Source organism: Murinocardiopsis flavida, from assembly GCF_003014485.1.
In the GTDB taxonomy this organism is placed as follows: domain Bacteria; phylum Actinomycetota; class Actinomycetes; order Streptosporangiales; family Streptosporangiaceae; genus Murinocardiopsis; species Murinocardiopsis flavida.
Window position 1 is genome coordinate 212,361 of the sequence record NZ_PYGA01000008.1, and the last position, 16,758, is coordinate 229,118.

Sequence of the window (16,758 nt, forward strand, 5' to 3'; positions counted from 1 at the left end):
GCTACCGCTTCCTCGCCTGCTCGCCGGAGGGTCCCGCGGACGCTCTGCCCGGGCCGGGGGGCGCCTCCGCCGGCCGGGGGGCGCTTACCGTGGCCCTTCCCGCTGTGTTCTCGGTCACACGCGGCGGGTCGGACGACTCGGCGTCCACCAGGGGCAGCTGGAACCAGTAGAAGCCGTGCCCCGGGAGTGTGAGCAGGTAGGGGAGTTCGCCGATGGCGGGGAAGCGGACGCCCCCCATGCACTCGATGGGGGTGACCTCGCGGAAGCGGCGCAGGTCCAGTTCGACGGGTTGCGGGAAACGCGACAGGTTGTTCACGCACAGCATCCGGTCGTCGCCGAACTCCCGCACGAAGGCGAACACGCTGGGGTTGCTGGCGTGCAACTCGGTGAACTCGCCGGTGCCGAACACCGCGTGCTGCTTGCGGATCTGGATCATCTTGCGGGTCCAGTTCAGCAGCGACCCGGGGTTCTCGCGCTGCGCCTCCACGTTGAGCGCCTGGTAGCCGTAGATCGGGTCCATGATCAGCGGCAGGTAGAGCCGGGCCGGGTCGCACCGCGAGAACCCGGCGTTGCGGTCCGACGTCCACTGCATGGGGGTGCGCACGCCGTCGCGGTCGCCCAGCCAGATGTTGTCGCCCATGCCGATCTCGTCGCCGTAGTACAGCACCGGCGAGCCGGGCAGCGACAGGAGGAGGGCGGTGAACAGCTCGATCTGGTTCTGGTCGTTGTCGAGCAGCGGGGCCAGGCGGCGCCGGATGCCGACGTTGGCGCGCATCCGCGGGTCCTTGGCGTACTCGGAGTACATGTAGTCGCGCTCTTCGTCGTCGACCATTTCGAGGGTCAGCTCGTCGTGGTTGCGCAGGAAGATCGCCCACTGGCAGTTCTGCGGGATCGCCGGGGTCTGCGCCAGGATCTCGGAGATGGGGTACCGCTGCTCGCGGCGCACCGCCATGAACATGCGCGGCATCAGCGGGAAGTGGAAGTTCATGTGGCACTCGTCGCCGCCGGTGGCGTAGTCGCCGAAGTAGTCGACGACGTCGGACGGCCACTGGTTCGCCTCGCTGAGCAGGACCCGGTCGGGGTAGATGCGGTCGACCTCGGCGCGCACCCGCTTCAGGAACTCGTGGGTCTCCTTGAGGTTCTCGCAGTTGGTGCCCTCGCGCTCGTACAGGTAGGGCACGGCGTCGAGCCGGAAGCCGTCGATGCCGAGGTCCAGCCAGAACCGCAGGACCTCCATGATGGCCTCTTGGACCGCGGGGTTCTCGAAGTTCAGGTCGGGCTGGTGGGAGAAGAACCGGTGCCAGTAGTACTGGCCGCGCACGTCGTCGTAGGCCCAGTTGGACTGCTCGGTGTCGACGAAGATGATGCGGGCGTCGGGGTAGGCGTCGGTGTTGTCGGACCACACGTAGAAGTCGCCGTAGGGGCCGTCGGGGTCCTCGCGCGACGCCTTGAACCACGGGTGCTGGTCGCTGGTGTGGTTCATGACCAGGTCGGCGATGACCCTGATGCCGCGGCGGTGCGCCTGGTCGACGAGGTCGACGAAGTCGGCGAGCCGGCCGAACTCCGGCAGGATCTTCATGTAGTCGGAGATGTCGTAGCCGCCGTCGCGCAGCGGCGACTCGTACAGCGGGAGCAGCCAGACGCAGTCGATCCCCAGCCATTCGAGGTAGTCGAGCTTGTCGATCAGGCCGCGGAGGTCGCCGGTGCCGTCGCCGTTGGAGTCGTAGAACCCGCGTGCGAGGACTTCGTAGAAGACCGCGTGCTTGTACCAGTGGGGATTGCGGGGCTGCTCGTGGCTGAACGTGTCGGGAACGGCCACGAGGGGCGTGGGGTCGGCGCCGGACGCCGGCTCGGGAGTGGTCACGATGTACTGCTCCACCAGGTTGGCTTGTCAGTCCGTTCGCCCTTGCGGCGCGCAGGGGGTCCGGTCCGCTGCGAGAGCCGAAGCGTCCCCAGGGTCCTAGGAGGCGGTTCCGGCGGGATGGACGGTGAATACGTGTGCTGTTTGCGCGTGGGGATCGAGCCGGACGTAATTGGCATCGCCCCACTGGTAGCGGGCGCCCGACAATTGGTCCTCCACGGTGATCTGGTCACCGGGGGAGAATCCAAGGGCGTTCAAGTCGAGCCGTACCGTCGCCTCGTGTGCGTGGTGCGGATCGAGGTTGACGACGGCCAGGACGACGTCGTCGGACTCCCGGCCGCCCGCTCCGGGCAGCCGTTTGGAGAAGCACAGCATCTCCGGCCGGTCGGCGTCGTGGAACCGCAGATTGCGGAGTTCCTGAAGGGCGGGGTGGCCGCGACGCAGCGAGTTTAGCGTGCGGATCAACGGCGTGATCGTCATTCCGGCGGCCTCGGCCGCCGCCCAGTCACGCGGTTTGTACTGGTATTTCTCTGAATCGAGGTATTCCTCGCTGCCGGGGCGCACTGCCCGGTCCTCGCACAGTTCGTACCCCGAATAGATGCCCCATGTCGGTGAAAGCAGGGCGGCGAGGACCGCCCGGATCTCGAACGCCGGCCGGCCGCCGTGCTGGAGGTAGGCGTGCAGGATGTCGGGCGTGTTGGGGAAGAAGTTGGGCCGCATGTAGGCGGCGGTGTCGCCGCTCAGGTCCCGCAGGTACTCCTCCAGTTCCTCTCGGGTGTTGCGCCAGGTGAAGTAGGTGTAGGACTGGTGGAACCCGACCTTGGCGAGCGTGTGCATCATGGCGGGGCGGGTGAACGCCTCGGCGAGGAACAGCACGTCGGGGTCTGTGCGGGCGATCTCGGCGAGCAGCGCCTCCCAGAACCGCACCGGCTTGGTGTGCGGGTTGTCCACCCGGAAGATCCGCACCCCGTGCGCCATCCAGTGCCGGACCACCCGCAGCACCTCGCTGTAGATGCCGGCGAAGTCCCTGTCGAAGTTGACGGGGTAGATGTCCTGGTACTTCTTCGGCGGGTTCTCCGCGTACGCGATCGAACCGTCGGCGCGCACCGTGAACCACTCGGGGTGCTCGGCGACCCACGGGTGGTCGGGCGACGCCTGGAGCGCGAGGTCGAGGGCGACCTCCAGGCCGTTCGCGGCGGCCTCGGCGACGAACGCGTCGAAGTCGTCGATGGTGCCGAGGTCGGGGTGCACGGTGTCGTGCCCGCCCTCGTGCGAGCCGATGGCCCACACCGAGCCGGGCTCGCCGGGTCGGGGGGTGAGCGTGTTGTTGCGGCCCTTGCGGAACGAGTAGCCGACCGGGTGGATGGGCGGCAGGTAGACGACGTCGAACCCCGCCTCGGCGATGGCGGGCAGCCGCTTCGCCGCGGCGGCGAAGGTCCCCGAGCGCGCCTCGGCGGACGCCCCGTCGGGCCCGCCGTCGAGGACCACGCCCTCGGACCGCGGGAAGAACTCGTACCAGGACCCGAACAGCGCCCGCCTGCGGTGGACCTGCACGGGGTACCGGCGCGAGCGCGTGAGGAGGTCGCGCAGCGGCCGGGCCGCGACGTCGGCGGCGACCTCGGCGGAGGTCGCGAGGGCGAGCCGCTCGCCGGCCGGCAGGGCGTCGTCGCGCAGCCGCTCGGCGAGCCGGGCGAACGCGGGGCGCCGGGGCACCCGCCGGGCCATGCGCTCGAACAGCAGGGCCGCCTCGGCGAACATCAGCTCGACGTCCTGGCCCAACGGGATCTTGATCTCGGCGTCGTGGCACCAGGACAGGTACGGGTCGCTCCACGCCTCGACAACGAACGACCAGCGCCCCTCGGAGGTGACGGTGACGTCGGCGCCCAAGCGGTCGGTGCCGGGGGCGAGTTCGCGCATGGGGACCAGCGGGCGGCGGCGGCCGCGCGGATCGTAGAGGACCACCCCGGCGCAGAGCGAGTCGTGCCCCTCGCGGAACACGGTCGCGCTGACGGGGAAGGTCTCGCCGGCGGCGGCCTTGGCGACGCCGGGAGAGACCTCGGGGGCGACGTCGAGAATGGGAAAGCGTCCGATCACAAGGGCACCATGACTGTCCAGGTCGAAGCGGCGTGCACGGGGAATCGACGGCTTCCCGGCGGGCGGCCGGGGACCATCGGAGCGTGGTTCACAACGGCGGTTGCGGGACGGTGTCGGGCATCAGGGGGAACACGCACCGGCCGGAAATCGCGTCCCGCCGCCAATACGTTCTCCTGTCTATCGTCGGCCGCGACGGCCGTATCTCCGACAGTCCGGCCACAGGTCTTTTTGTGATTGTCCTCACAGGCACAGACTACCGTGCTGACCTGCGCAATGAGGGGGTCGTGGGGCGGACGGGGCACGGCTTGGCGTCGGCCGCGCGGCCGGTTCGCCCGGAATTCCCGGAATTCGGGCGCCGCCGCCGGACGGCCATTCTTCGTCAACGGAACGTATCGGTCGCCGGTCGGATCCTGCCGGGTTTGTGGATCGCTTTACTGCCCGAGGGGCGGCGGATTACACATGCCGCCGGTACGGGCCGGGGACCGGGCCGGGGCGGACCCCGCCGGAGCTGCGCCGGAGCACACCGTGGTCCGGGCGGGTCCGGCCGGGCGGAGCGGGTAGAGTCGTCCGGGCTCTGCGTGGAGTTTGCGTCGATTGTCGGTTTCTCCCGGGCCCGCGTGCGAACTGTCGAAGCAATGGGGGAGACCGTGCCCGAGACCGGTACCACGCGGTACACCGACTGGCTGGCCGTCGCCGTCGCCGAGGCGCGCGCCGGCGCCGCCGAGGGCGGGGTGCCCATCGGCGCCGCGCTGATCGGCGCCGACGGCACGGTCCTCGGCCGCGGACACAACCGCAGGGTCCAGGACGACGACCCCTCCGTCCACGGCGAGACCGCGGCGTTCAAGGACGCCGGGCGGCAGCGGGGCTACGCGGGCACGACCATGGTCACCACCCTGTCGCCGTGCTGGTATTGCAGCGGGCTGGTCCGCCAGTTCGGCATCTCCCGGCTGGTCATCGGCGAGGCGCGCAGCTTCCACGGCGGCCACGACTGGCTCGCCGAGAACGGGGTCGAGGTCGTGCTGCTCGACGACCCCGAGTGCACGGCGATGATGGCCGCGTTCATCGACGCCCGCCCCGACCTGTGGAACGAGGACATCGGAGTCGACCCGGCCGGCGGGCGGGACGCCGGGTGAGCGAGCCCGAGACGGCGCGGCAGGACGCCGCCCCCGACCCCGACTACCCGATCGAGCCGGTCCCGCCCCACGCGCGCAAGTCGCTGTTCTCGCTGATGGTGGTGCTCACCGGCTTCACGCTGTTCACCCCGGTGATGCTGGCCGGCGCGCAGGTCGGGGCCGCGTTCGAGTTCGGCCCACTCGTGGGGGTCCTGCTCCTCGGCTCGCTGGTGCTGGGCGGCTACGTCGCCGTCCTCGGCTGGATCGGCGCGCGGACCAACCTCACCACCGTCATGATGTCCCGCTCCACCCTCGGCACCGGAGGGGCGAAGTTCGCGTCGGTGCTCCTCGGCGGCACCCAGATCGGCTGGTACGGGGTGTCGATCGCCACCGCGGGGCTGCTGGTGTCGAAGGCGGCGGGCTGGGACGCCCCCTACGCCGCGCCCCTGGTCATGGTCGTGTGCGGCGCCGCCATGGGCGTCAGCGCCTACCTCGGCTACCAGGCGATGTACTGGCTGTCCCTGGTGGCCGTGCCGCTGCTGCTCGTGCTGTGCGCCTGGGTGTGCTGGGCGGCGTGGACCGAGGCGGGCGGCTACGCCGGGCTGAGCGCGATCGTGCCGGACGAGGCCATGACCGTGACCGCCGCCGTCACCATCATCGTCGGCACCTTCGCCTCGGGCGGCACCCAGGCGCCCAACTGGACCCGGTTCGCGGCCACACCCTCAGCGGGGTTCTGGGCGTGCGCCGTCGCGTTCTTCGCCGGTGAACTGCTGATGCTGTTCTGCGGCGCGATCGGGGCGCTGGCGTTCGGCGAGGGCGACTTCGTCGAGGTGCTGTTCGGCATGGGCCTGGTGTTCTGGGCCGTGGTGCTGCTCATCGCCAACATCTGGAGCACCAACGACAACGCCGCCTACGCGGTGGGCGTGGCCGGTGCGGAGATCTTCAACAGCCGCTCCCGCCGCCCGTGGGTGGTGGTGTGCGTCGTCGCGGGGACCGCGCTGGCGGCCACCGGTATCTACGACCACCTGATCGCCTACCTGACCTGGCTGGGCATCCTCATCCCGCCGCTGGGCGGCGTGATCATCGGCGACTTCCTGCTGCGCGGCCGCACCGCCCCGGCCGACCCGGCGTCGATCCCGGCCGTGCGCTGGGACGCCCTCGCCGTGTACGCGGTGGCGTGCGGCGCGGCGTGGTGGTGCAGCGAGGCCGGCTGGTTCATCCCGCCGCTCGTGGGGATCGTCCTCGCGGCGCTCGGCGGGGCGGCGGTGGCGGGTCTGCGCAGGTCCGCGGCTTCCTGACGGGCGGCGGTGCGGCACGGCCGCACCGCCGGCCCCGGCGCCGGCCGGATCGGTTCTTTTCGCCGCCAATCCGGGCCGAAATCCCGGAATGCTGGCGCCGCGCGGCCACATTGGCTAATCTCACGCTGCGTGAAGGCGATCCGAAGGTTCACCGTCCGTACCGTCCTCCCCGACGACCTCGCCCCCCTGGGCCGACTAGCGGCGAACCTCCGGTGGTCGTGGCACGCGGCGACCCGCGACCTGTTCGCCGCCGTCGACCCCCGGCTGTGGGCCGCCGTCGACCGCGACCCCATCCGGCTGCTCGGCGAGGTGTCGGGCGAACGCCTCGCCGTCCTCGCGGCCGACCCCGATTTCCGGGCGCGGCTCGACGCCGCGACCGCCGACCTCGACTCCTACCTGTCCGAGGCCAGCTGGTACCAGGGCCTGGGCGAGGACCCGGCACGGCCGGAGCCGCCGCGGGCCGTCGCCTACTTCTCGGCCGAATACGGCCTGACCGCCACCCTGCCGCAGTACTCCGGCGGGCTCGGCATCCTCGCGGGCGACCACCTCAAGAGCGCCAGCGACCTCGGTGTGCCGCTCATCGGCGTGGGGCTGCTCTACCGGCACGGCTACTTCTCCCAGACCCTGTCGCCCGAGGGCTGGCAGCTGGAGGACTACCCGGAGATCGATCCTCACAGCCTGCCCATGAGCCGGCTGCGCGACTCCGACGGCGCCCAGGTCCGCATCGCCCTCGAACTCCCCGACGACCGCACGCTCACGGCGCACGTGTGGGTCGTGCGCGTGGGCCGCGTCCCGCTGCTGCTGCTCGACGCCTACCACGAGGACAACGACCTCGAACTCCGCGGCGTCACCGACCGCCTCTACGGCGGCGGCAACGAGCACCGGCTCCGCCAAGAGCTGCTGCTCGGCGTGGGCGGCATCCGCGCCGTGCGCGCCTACTGCGCCGTGAGCGGGCACCCGGCGCCCGAGGTCTGCCACATGAACGAGGGGCACGCCGGGTTCCTCGGCCTCGAACGCGTGCGCGAGTACGTCGCGGCGGGCGAGCTCGGCTTCGACCAGGCCGTCGAGGCCACCCGCGCGGGCACGGTGTTCACCACCCACACCCCGGTCCCCGCCGGCATCGACCGCTTCCCGCGCGACCTGGTGCGGCGCCACTTCAGCGGCGACACCGCCATCGACGGCGTGCCCGTCGAGCGCATCATGGCGCTGGGCGAGGAGGACTACCCCGACGGCGACCCCGGCGTGTTCAACATGGCCGTCATGGGCATGCGCCTGGCCCAGCGGGTCAACGGGGTGAGCCGGCTGCACGGGCAGGTCAGCCGCGAGATGTTCCGCGGCCTGTGGCCCGGCTTCGACGCCGCCGAGGTGCCCATCACCTCCGTCACCAACGGCGTCCACGCCCGCACCTGGATCGCCGACGAGGCGCAGGAGCTCGCCGGCCGGCTGGTCGCCGACTCCGAGGAGTTCCTCGTCCCCGACGGCTGGCGCAAGGTCACCGGCGCCTCGGAGCGCGAGCTGTGGGAGATGCGCCGCACCCTGCGCGGCCGCCTCGTCGACGACGCGCGCGACCGGCTGCGCGCGTCGTGGCGGCACCGGGGCGCCAGCGACGCCGAACTCGGCTGGATCGACGACGTCCTCGACCCCGACATCCTCACCATCGGGTTCGCGCGCCGGGTCCCGTCGTACAAGCGGCTCACCCTGATGCTGCACGACCGCGCCCGGCTGCGGGCCATGCTGCGGCACCCGCGGCACCCCATCCAGATCGTCATCGCCGGCAAGGCGCACCCCGCCGACGAAGGCGGCAAGCGCCTCATCCAGGAGATCATCCGCTTCACCGACGAGGCCGACGTCCGGCACCGCATCGTCTTCCTGCCCGACTACGACATGGGCCTCGCGGCCTCCCTCGTGCAGGGCTGCGACGTGTGGCTGAACAACCCGCTGCGGCCGCTGGAGGCGTGCGGCACCTCCGGGATGAAGTCGGCGCTCAACGGCGGCCTGAACCTGTCGGTGCGCGACGGCTGGTGGGACGAGTGGTTCGACGGGTCGAACGGCTGGTCCATCCCCACCGCCAACGGCGTGGCCGACCCCGACCGCCGCGACGCCCTGGAGTCCGCCGCGCTCTACGACCTGTTCGAGGAGCAGGTCATGCCGCTGTTCTACGACCACGACGACTCCGGGCTGCCCAAGCGCTGGCTGGAGATGGTCAAGCACACCCTCGTCTCGCTGGGGCCCAAGGTCCTCGCCACCCGGATGGTGCGCGACTACGTCACCGAGCTGTACCAGGGCGCGGCCGACTCCTCCCGGCGCCTCACGGCCGACGGCCCCGAAGGCGTCCGCGAACTCGCCGCGTGGAAGCAGCGGGTGGTCCGCTCCTGGCCCGGCGTGCACATCGAGCACGTCGAGGTGGTGGGGGTCGAAGAACCCCCGCAGGTCGGCGGGGAGCTGAAGGTCCGCGCCACCCTGGTCCTCGGCGACCTCGACCCCGCGGACGTCTGCGTGGAGATCGCGCTCGGCCGGGTCGACACCGCCCAGCGGCTCAGCGACCCCGTGTTCGCCCGGCTCGACCCCGACGACGCCGTGCGCGATGGCCCCCTCGTCCGCTACACCGGGTCGATGCCGCTCGACCGCGCCGGCACCTGCGGGTACACGCTGCGGGTGCTGCCGAGCCACCCGATGCTCTCGAACCCCGCCGAGATGGGCCTGGTCGTGGTCCCCGAGCCGCCCGAGAGCATGGCCGAGGGGATCGTGCTGCGCTGACGGCGGGCGGTGCCGCGGCACCGCCCGCGCCGCGGGGCCCTTGACCGCGGCGCTTGACGGCACCGCATAATGGAGGGGAAACCGACAGGGGAGCGCCCCGGCGCTGAGAGTGCGGTCACCCGCCGCAGACCCTTACACACCTGATCTGGGTAATACCAGCGAAGGAAGTCGTAGGACTCGTCCTCCGGACACCGCCGTCGGGCGTGCGAGCATGCCCGGCGACCGGGTTCGGATGCTCTTGGTTGTAGTCGCTCCTTCTCGCTGCGACGCGAAGGAACCACCGTGAACACCAGATCCGACGACCCGTCCGCACAACCGCGCAGCGGCGCCGCCAGGACGTTCCGCTGGCGCACCGTCGACATCATGGTCGCCGCCGTGCTGGGCGTCGCCATCGGCGTCCTGTTCTTCTTCTGGGGACTGCTGTGGAACACCGTCGAGGCGGCGTTCCTGTTCTTCCCGCCGGCCCGCGGGGTGCTCTACGGCGTGTGGCTGCTCCCGGGGGTGCTGGGCGCCCTCGTCATCCGCAAGCCCGGAGCGGGGCTGCTCACCGCCATCGCGGCGGGGACCGTGTCCATGTTCCTCGGTTCGAGCTGGGGCATGCAGGTGCTGCTGGCCTCGGTGCTCCAGGGCGCGGCGGCGGAACTGGTGTTCGGCGCGTGGCGCTACCGCCGCTGGGGCATCGCGGTGGCGGCCCTGGCGGGGGCCGCGTCCGGTCTCGCCGCGGCAGTGACCGACCTGGTGCTGTACTACCCGACCTGGACGACGCCGTTCCAGGCGGCGTGGACGGCCGCCGTGGTGCTGAGCGCGGCGGTCATCGGCGGCGTCGGCGGGCGCCTGCTGACCAGCGCCCTGGCCCGTGCGGGCGCCCTCTCGGCCTTCCCGTCGGCGAAGGGCTGAGGCGCCGTGGCGACGCATGACCGCCCGCCGTCCCGCCTGCGCTGGCGCACCGTCGACATCGTCGTCCTCGCGACCGTCGGCGCGGTGTTCGGCCTGGTGTTCTGGATCTGGAACCTCACGTTCGCCGCGGTGAGCGGCGTGTTCGCCGTGTTCCCGCCCTCGCAGGCCGTCATGACCGGCGTGTGGCTGCTGCCCGCCGTCCTGGGCGGCCTCATCGCCCGCAGGCCGGGCGCCGCCCTGTTCTGCGAGGTGGCTGCGGCCGTGGTCTCGGTGCTGCTGGGCTCCGTCGGCGGCATGGCGATCATCCTGCTCGGCTTCGCGCAGGGCGCCGGCGCCGAGGCCGTGTTCGCCGCCACCGGGTACCGGCGCTGGGGCACCGGCGCCGCGATGGCGGCAGGGGTCTGCGCCGGCGCGACCACCACGCTCTACACGCTCGTCACCGCCTACCCCACCTGGCCGCTCTCCTTCATGCTGGCCTTCGGCGCGCTCACCGCCGTGAGCGGGGCCGTGCTCGCCGGGGGCGGCAGCGTCCTGCTGCACAAGGCGCTGACCAGGACCGGCGCGCTCGCCTCATTCCGGACCGCGCCGGGCGGCGCCCGGTGAGCGGGGATCGGGCGGCGGTGCCGAAGGGCGGCGGCGCGGCGGTCGCGCTGACCGACTGGGGCTGGCGGCACGCCGGACGCGACTCCTGGGCGCTGCGCGGCGTGACGTTCGCGATCGAGCCGGGCGAACGCGTGCTGCTGCTCGGCGCGTCGGGCGCCGGAAAGAGCACCCTCCTGCACGCCCTGGCCGGGCTCACCGGCGACGACAACTCCATCGCCGGGGAGCAGCAGGGCGGCATGCTCGTCGACGGCGAACCGGCGGCGCGCCGCCCCGGCCGCGTCGGTCTGGTCAGTCAGGACCCCGAGACCCAGCTGGTCATGGCGCGCGCGGGCGACGACGCGGCATTCGGCCTGGAGAACCTCGCCGTTCCGCGCGAGCGCATCTGGCCGCGCGTCCACGAGGCGCTGGCGGAGGTCGGCTTCCCCTACGGCGCCGACCGCTCCACCGCCGCGCTGTCCGGCGGCGAGAAGCAGCGCCTGGTGATCGCGGGGGTCCTCGCCATGGGCCCGCGCCTGCTGCTGCTGGACGAGCCCACCGCCAACCTCGACCCCGAGGGCGCGCTGCTCGTCCGCGACCTGCTCGCCCGCACCGCCGCCCGGACCGAGGCGACCCTCGTCCTGGTCGAGCACCGCGTCGCCGATGTGGTGGACCTGGTCGACCGGGTGATCGTGCTGGCGCCCGGCGGCGGTGTCCTCGCCGACGGCGCGCCCGGCCACGTCTTCGCCGCGCACGGCGCGCGGCTCGCGGCGCAGGGCGTGTGGCTGCCCGACCGCGCACCGGACCCCGAGGTGCCGCCCGGTCCCGGCGGCCCGGTGCTCATCGAGGCGCGGGAGTGCCGCACGCGGACCCCGGTGGAGCTGGGCGCCGCGGCCGGCCCGCGGCACCCCGTCCTCACCGGCGCGACCGCCGCCGTCGCCGCGGGCACGGCGACCGCGCTCACCGGCCGCAACGGCTCCGGCAAGTCCACACTGCTGATGCTGCTGGCCGGGCTGGCCCGCCCCGACAGCGGCACCGTGCTGCCGTGCGGCCCTCTCGCCGAGGTGAGCGGGCGCCCCCTGTGGCGGTGGCAGGCGCGGCGCCTCGCCCGGCACGTGGGGACCGTGTTCCAGCACGCCGAGGACCAGTTCGTCACGCCGACCGTGCGCGACGAACTGCGTTACGCCCCGCTGAGGGCGGGGATGGCGGGGCCCGACATCGAGTCGTGGGTGGACGAGCTGCTCGAACGGCTCCGGCTGACCGCGCTCGCCGACGTCCACCCGTTCACGCTGTCCGGGGGCGAGAAGCGGCGGCTGTCCGTTGCCACCGCCCTCAGTTCGGGGCCCGCGCACGCGCCCGACGTCCTCCTGCTGGACGAGCCGACGTTCGGCCAGGACACCACGACCTGGACCGAACTGGTCGAACTGCTCGCCGTGCTGCGCGAACAGGGGCGGGCGATCGTCATGGCCACCCACGACTCCCTGCTGCTGCGCCGGTTCACCGACACGGAACTGCGCATCGACCAGGGCCGGGTGGCCGTCCCCGACACCGCGGCGCGGACCGGCGCCGCGCCCGCACGGAAGGCGGACCGGCGATGAGCGCGTCCCCCGGCACCCGCCCGGCGCACGGCACCCCGCACGGCGCCGAGGCGCGGCCCGGCGGCCCCGCCGCCGCGCCGCCGGCCCGCGCCTTCCTGGCGCGGACCAACCCCGCGGCAAAGGTCCTCGCCGCCGTCATCACCACCATCGCGCTGCTGCCCGTGCTCGACCCGGTGGGCAGCGCGGTGGTCCTCGCCGCCGGGCTCGCCCTGCTGCCCTTCAGCGGGGTCCGCGCCCGCGTCCTGCTCCTGGTGGGTGGGCCGTTCCTGCTCATGGGCGCCTCCATCGGCGTGGTGAACTGGCTCTTCGGCGACGGGGGGCCGCTGCTCGCGGTCGGCGCGGCCGTGCGGCTCATGGCCATCGCGCTGCCCGGGGTGCTGGTCGCCATGACCAGCGACCCCACCGACCTCGCCGACGCTCTCGTCCAGCGCCTGCGGCTGCCCGAGCGGCCCGCCATGGGCGTGCTCGCGGCGCTGCGGCTCATTCCGCTGCTCGCGGCGCAATGGCGGATGCTCACCCTCGCCCGTCGCGCCCGCGGCATGGAGGCGGGCCGCAACCCGGCCGCAGCGGTGGCGATCTTCGCCGGAAAGGCGTTCGCCCTGCTGGTGCGCTCGATCCGGACCGGCACCATGCTGGCCATGGCGATGGACGCGCGGGGGTTCGGCACCGGCGAGCGCAGCCACGCGCGCGTCAGCGCATGGCGGGCGGCCGACACCTGGTTCCTCGTCGGCACCGCGGTGCTGCTGTGCGCCGCGCACGCCCTCGGCATCGCCGCCGGCACCTGGCAGATGCTGTTCTCCTGACCCCCGCGCCTGAGAACACCGGAACTCCGGATGTTCCACAGATATCGGACGACTCTCGTGGTTCGCCCTTCACGGGCGTGTCGCGACCTCTACGCTCCTGAACGACCGCTACGGACAGGGATCGTGCGATCGCACAGAGTCCCTTCGGGTCGGAGTGGGCGGCGCGCCGCCGCCCGCCGCCCTCGGTACCGCCAAGACCGTTCGTTGGAGTACGGCGTGTTCGAGACCAGAGTCATCCCGCCCGGGCTGCTGGGCGCCTACCGATCGCTCGTGCGCATCGCCTACCTGGTGCTGCCCGGGTCGCGGCGCGACCAGCAGCGCCTCTACCAGGCGCACCGCGTTGTCGCCGAAGCGCTGCCCGGGAGGGAGGCCGAGCTCTCCGAGAGCGCCTACGCCGAAGTGCGGTTGACCGTGCTGCGCCGCGCCCTCAGCCCCCGGCGGCGCGTACGCAGCCGGCCGTCCTGGGTCCGGATGCTGCCCGCCATCGGCTTCGGCGACGACGTAGCCCTCTTCGGCGCGCTCGATGAGCTGGCGCCCGAGACGCGGGCCGCCTACGCGCTGGCCTTCCTCGAACGGCTCGAACCGTCGGTGGTGCGCGACCTCCTCGTGGAGTGCGGCGTCGGCGAGCCCGCGACCGCCATCACCGAGGCCGCCGCGCTCGGGCGGCGCCTGGAGATGAGCAAGGAGCACCAGGAGCGGCTGCTCGACCGCCCCCCGTTCGACCCGACCATCGTCCGGGTCTACGCGCGGCCGACGACCGCCCACCGGGGCCGCCGGGTCGCCGCCGCCGGCGCGGCCCTGGTGCTGTGCGCCGGGGCGCTCCTGGTCGTGGGCCGCTACGGCGGCGGGTTCGACGCGGCGCCGGCCGCGCGCGCCGACGGCGCGACCGACGCGCGGAGCGTCCCCGCCGGGACCTGGCGCGAGCGGTTCCGGCTGGACCTCGGCGCGTGGAACGCGCGCGGCGGCCTGCGCGGCGACGACGCCCTCGTCCGCCGCGCGCTGAAGGCATGGGGCGACGCCCCGGCGTCCCGCGCCCACGGCGGGGCGTCCGACGCCCCGCCGATGGGGGAGCCGCACCTCCTGTTCGCCGGGGAGGTCGACGGCTCCGACGTGGTGGTGCTGTACGAGGAGCCGCGGGTGGTCCGCTACATCGAGCGCGGGGACACGCGGCGGGCCGACATCCACCCGGCGCCCGGCGCGGGCGCCGCGAACTGGCCCGCGCTGCGCCTCACCGAAGGGGCCGACGGCGTCCGCTACCTGCTGCCGCCGTGGGTGACCTCGGCCGCCACCGCCGAACTCGCCGACAGCGCACCCGACTGGGCGGAACTGGCGACCGAGGGCGGGGTGACCGAACCGGTCCGGCCCAACGGAGGGGCCAAGTGCGCCGTCGACTCCGTGCTGCGGCTGCGCGCCCCCGGCGTCGCCCACGGTCAGCCCTACACGGCGGTCGACACCGGCTCCTTCGCCACAGCGCACATCGGCGCAATGCCGCCGCCCCCGGCCGAGATCCGCCGCCTCGGCCCGCACGAGCTGACGGACGAGGCGTCGTTCCAGCTGTGGTCGAAGATCGGCTGCCGAACGGGGATCCCCGACGAGTCGGTCGAGACCGCCACCGCGTGGGAGTTCGCAGAGGGCGAGCTGCCGGGCGGCGGCAGGGCCCGGTGGGTGTGCACGCGGCTCGGCTACGCCGACGGCGACGGGCGCGCCCGGATGACGCTGCTCGCCACCACCGGCGACGGTACCGAGGCCGTCGACGTCGGGACCCGTGACAACGGGTGGGATTGCAGCAACCTCGGCCGCCGGATCGCCGGGGGCACCTGGTGGCGGGCCGATTCCGGCCGCTGGCACTACGTCGCGGCCGCCTCCCGCGACGCGCTGGTGATCCGCGCCTCCGGCGGCGCCGACGGAGAGGAGGAGGGCCAGACGCTCGCCATCGCCGGGCCGAAGGACGGCGACCGCCCCGGCGCCGCCGTCGAACTCGCCGCCACCGGCCCCGACGGCGAGCCGATGACGGTCTTCGGCACGGGCGGCTGACGCGCCTCCGGCGCCCGGCACCGGGCCCGGCGTGATAGGCAATCGGATGACCCGGTTCCCGAGCGAGAGGTGCTGACGGTGGGCGAATTCGTGCGTGTGGAGACCGACCCGGACCAGCCGTCCGTCGCGGTCATCCGGCTCGACCGGCCCAAGATGAACGCGTTGAACGCGCAGGTGCAGGCGGAGATCCACGAGGCGGCGCTGCGCGTCTCCGCCGACGACACCGTGCGCGCGGTGGTCCTCTACGGCGGCGAGCGGGTGTTCGCCGCCGGAGCCGACATCAAGGAGATGGCGGACATGACCTACGCGGCCATGAGCGCGCACTCCCGGGGGCTCCAGGAGTCCTTCACCGCTGTCGCGCGGATCCCCAAGCCGGTGGTCGCCGCCATCACCGGCTACGCGCTGGGCGGCGGCTGCGAGCTCGCGCTGTGCGCCGACTTCCGGGTCGCCGCAGAGGACGCCCGCATCGGCCAGCCCGAGATCCAGTTGGGCGTCATCCCCGGGGCGGGCGGGACGCAGCGCCTGCCGCGCCTCATCGGCCCGGCGAAGGCGAAGGACCTCATCTTCACCGGCAGGCACGCCGACGCGGCGGAGGCGCTGCGGATCGGCCTGGTCGACCACGTGGTCCCCGCAGCCGAGGTGTACGCGGCCGCGGCGGCGCTCGCCGCACGCTACGCCGACGGGCCCGCGGTCGCGCTGCGCGCGGCGAAGCAGTCCGTCGACGCCGGGCTGGAGGTCGACCTCGCGACCGGGCTGGAGATCGAGCGGGTGCAGTTCTCCGCCCTGTTCGCCACCGAGGACCAGAAGACCGGCATGCGCAGCTTCGTCGAGCAGGGGCCGGGCAAGGCCCGGTTCACGGGGGAGTGAGCGCCATGTGGGGGTTGCGCACCGTTCCCGCCGCCGGCAGTCCCGCCCTTCTCGGCGAGCCGGTCGCGGCGGCGCTGGCGGAGTGGAAGGCGCCCACGCCGCTCGGCGAGGTCCTGGTGGCGCCCATCGCCCCCGGGCTCGCCGACACCGCCGCGTGCAGCGCCGAGTACGGCATCCCGCTGGCGGCCTCCGCCAACTGCGTCATCGTCGCCGCCAAGCGCGCGGGGGAGGTCCGCTACGCGGCGTGCGTGGTGCTGGCCACCACGCGCGCCGACGTGAACGGGGTGGTGCGCAAGCGGCTGGAGGCGCGCAAGGCGTCGTTCGCGCCGCAGGAGGACGCCGTGCGCGCCACCGGGATGGAGTACGGCGGCATCACACCCGTCGGACTGCCCGCCGATTGGCCGGTTCTGGTCGACTCCGCTGTGATCGAGCAGCCGCACGTCGTGATCGGCAGTGGACTCCGCGGGTCCAAAATCGTCCTGCCCGGGCACACGGTCGCGGAGCTTCCCGGCGCGGAGACGGTCGCCGACCTGGCGCGATAAGGGGTCCTGCCGCCAGGGGCGGTCGGCGCGCCGCGCCGACCGCCCCTGAGCCGACCCTGGGCCGGGTCTCGGGGGCCACCCCTGTCTCTCCCGGGTCCCCGGCGGGCGGTCTGGCGTCCGAGCAGCGGATCGTGCACGCTCGGAAATTGGTCTGCGCAGGCTGACACTTTGCCCGGCGTTGGGAACCGGGCGTGTCGATTTTTGCGTCATACTCGTGTTGGCCGCACGGCGCCGTGCACCGTCGGCCGGGGCCGCGGGCCGAGCGCGCGGGTCGGCGTTGGTCCCCGGCACAGGCAGGGCCGGGTGGTTGCGGCAC

At 73.2% G+C, this 16,758-nt stretch carries 12 protein-coding genes and 1 riboswitch; of the genes, 10 read left to right on the forward strand and 2 right to left on the reverse strand.

What is annotated here, in order from left to right:
* Window position 1: 1 nt before the first annotated feature.
* Together treS and CLV63_RS13615 are read right to left on the reverse strand one after the other, a co-directional pair.
* Window positions 2-1,864, reverse strand: coding sequence for a maltose alpha-D-glucosyltransferase (treS, locus tag CLV63_RS13610; RefSeq protein ID WP_394339769.1), 1,863 nt, complete (start codon window positions 1,862-1,864; stop codon window positions 2-4).
* 96 nt (window positions 1,865-1,960) lie between these two features.
* The gene (locus CLV63_RS13615; protein ID WP_106583351.1) at window positions 1,961-3,955 is read right to left on the reverse strand and encodes an alpha-1,4-glucan--maltose-1-phosphate maltosyltransferase; all 1,995 of its coding nucleotides are present in this window, start codon (window positions 3,953-3,955) and stop codon (window positions 1,961-1,963) included.
* 635 nt (window positions 3,956-4,590) lie between these two features.
* On the opposite strand from CLV63_RS13615, the gene CLV63_RS13620 reads away from it, so the two are divergent.
* The 10 genes from CLV63_RS13620 (at window position 4,591) to CLV63_RS13665 (ending at window position 16,442) form a co-directional block, all read left to right on the forward strand.
* Entirely contained in the window at window positions 4,591-5,088 is a 498-nt protein-coding gene (locus CLV63_RS13620) for a nucleoside deaminase (protein ID WP_106583352.1), read from the forward strand.
* Window positions 5,085-6,365, forward strand: a complete 1,281-nt coding sequence (gene codB / locus CLV63_RS13625; RefSeq protein WP_106583353.1) for a cytosine permease — start codon at window positions 5,085-5,087, stop codon at window positions 6,363-6,365. The genes CLV63_RS13620 and codB overlap by 4 nt, the downstream gene beginning before the upstream one ends.
* Before the next feature lie 129 nt (window positions 6,366-6,494).
* Window positions 6,495-9,122 (forward strand): alpha-glucan family phosphorylase, encoded by a 2,628-nt coding sequence (glgP, locus tag CLV63_RS13630; protein WP_106583354.1) that lies wholly within the window; start codon window positions 6,495-6,497, stop codon window positions 9,120-9,122.
* A 76-nt stretch (window positions 9,123-9,198) separates the two neighbouring features.
* Window positions 9,199-9,306: riboswitch (TPP riboswitch) on the forward strand.
* Between the two features lie 98 nt (window positions 9,307-9,404).
* Window positions 9,405-10,019, forward strand: coding sequence for an ECF transporter S component (locus CLV63_RS13635; protein ID WP_245928789.1), 615 nt, complete (start codon window positions 9,405-9,407; stop codon window positions 10,017-10,019).
* 6 nt (window positions 10,020-10,025) lie between these two features.
* Entirely contained in the window at window positions 10,026-10,622 is a 597-nt protein-coding gene (locus CLV63_RS13640; RefSeq protein WP_106583355.1) for an ECF transporter S component, read from the forward strand.
* Window positions 10,619-12,196, forward strand: a complete 1,578-nt coding sequence (locus CLV63_RS13645) for an ABC transporter ATP-binding protein (RefSeq protein WP_245928790.1) — start codon at window positions 10,619-10,621, stop codon at window positions 12,194-12,196. The genes CLV63_RS13640 and CLV63_RS13645 overlap by 4 nt, the downstream gene beginning before the upstream one ends.
* Window positions 12,193-12,999 (forward strand): energy-coupling factor transporter transmembrane component T family protein, encoded by an 807-nt coding sequence (locus tag CLV63_RS13650; RefSeq protein ID WP_106583357.1) that lies wholly within the window; start codon window positions 12,193-12,195, stop codon window positions 12,997-12,999. The genes CLV63_RS13645 and CLV63_RS13650 overlap by 4 nt, the downstream gene beginning before the upstream one ends.
* A gap of 216 nt (window positions 13,000-13,215) precedes the next feature.
* Entirely contained in the window at window positions 13,216-15,033 is a 1,818-nt protein-coding gene (locus CLV63_RS13655) for a hypothetical protein (RefSeq protein ID WP_106583358.1), read from the forward strand.
* Window positions 15,034-15,111: 78 nt separating this feature from the next.
* Window positions 15,112-15,900, forward strand: a complete 789-nt coding sequence (locus CLV63_RS13660) for an enoyl-CoA hydratase/isomerase family protein (RefSeq protein ID WP_106583406.1) — start codon at window positions 15,112-15,114, stop codon at window positions 15,898-15,900.
* Between the two features lie 5 nt (window positions 15,901-15,905).
* Window positions 15,906-16,442, forward strand: a complete 537-nt coding sequence (locus CLV63_RS13665) for a YbaK/EbsC family protein (RefSeq protein ID WP_106583359.1) — start codon at window positions 15,906-15,908, stop codon at window positions 16,440-16,442.
* Window positions 16,443-16,758 lie beyond the last annotated feature (316 nt).

What these genes read in the sequence shown, in the direction of transcription:
- CLV63_RS13665 (WP_106583359.1), top strand. Translation starts at nt 15,906, where the DNA reads ATGTGGGGGTTGCGCACCGTTCCCGCCGCCGGCAGTCCCGCCCTTCTC.
- CLV63_RS13620 (WP_106583352.1), top strand. Translation starts at nt 4,591, where the DNA reads ATGGGGGAGACCGTGCCCGAGACCGGTACCACGCGGTACACCGACTGG.
- CLV63_RS13650 (WP_106583357.1), top strand. Translation starts at nt 12,193, where the DNA reads ATGAGCGCGTCCCCCGGCACCCGCCCGGCGCACGGCACCCCGCACGGC.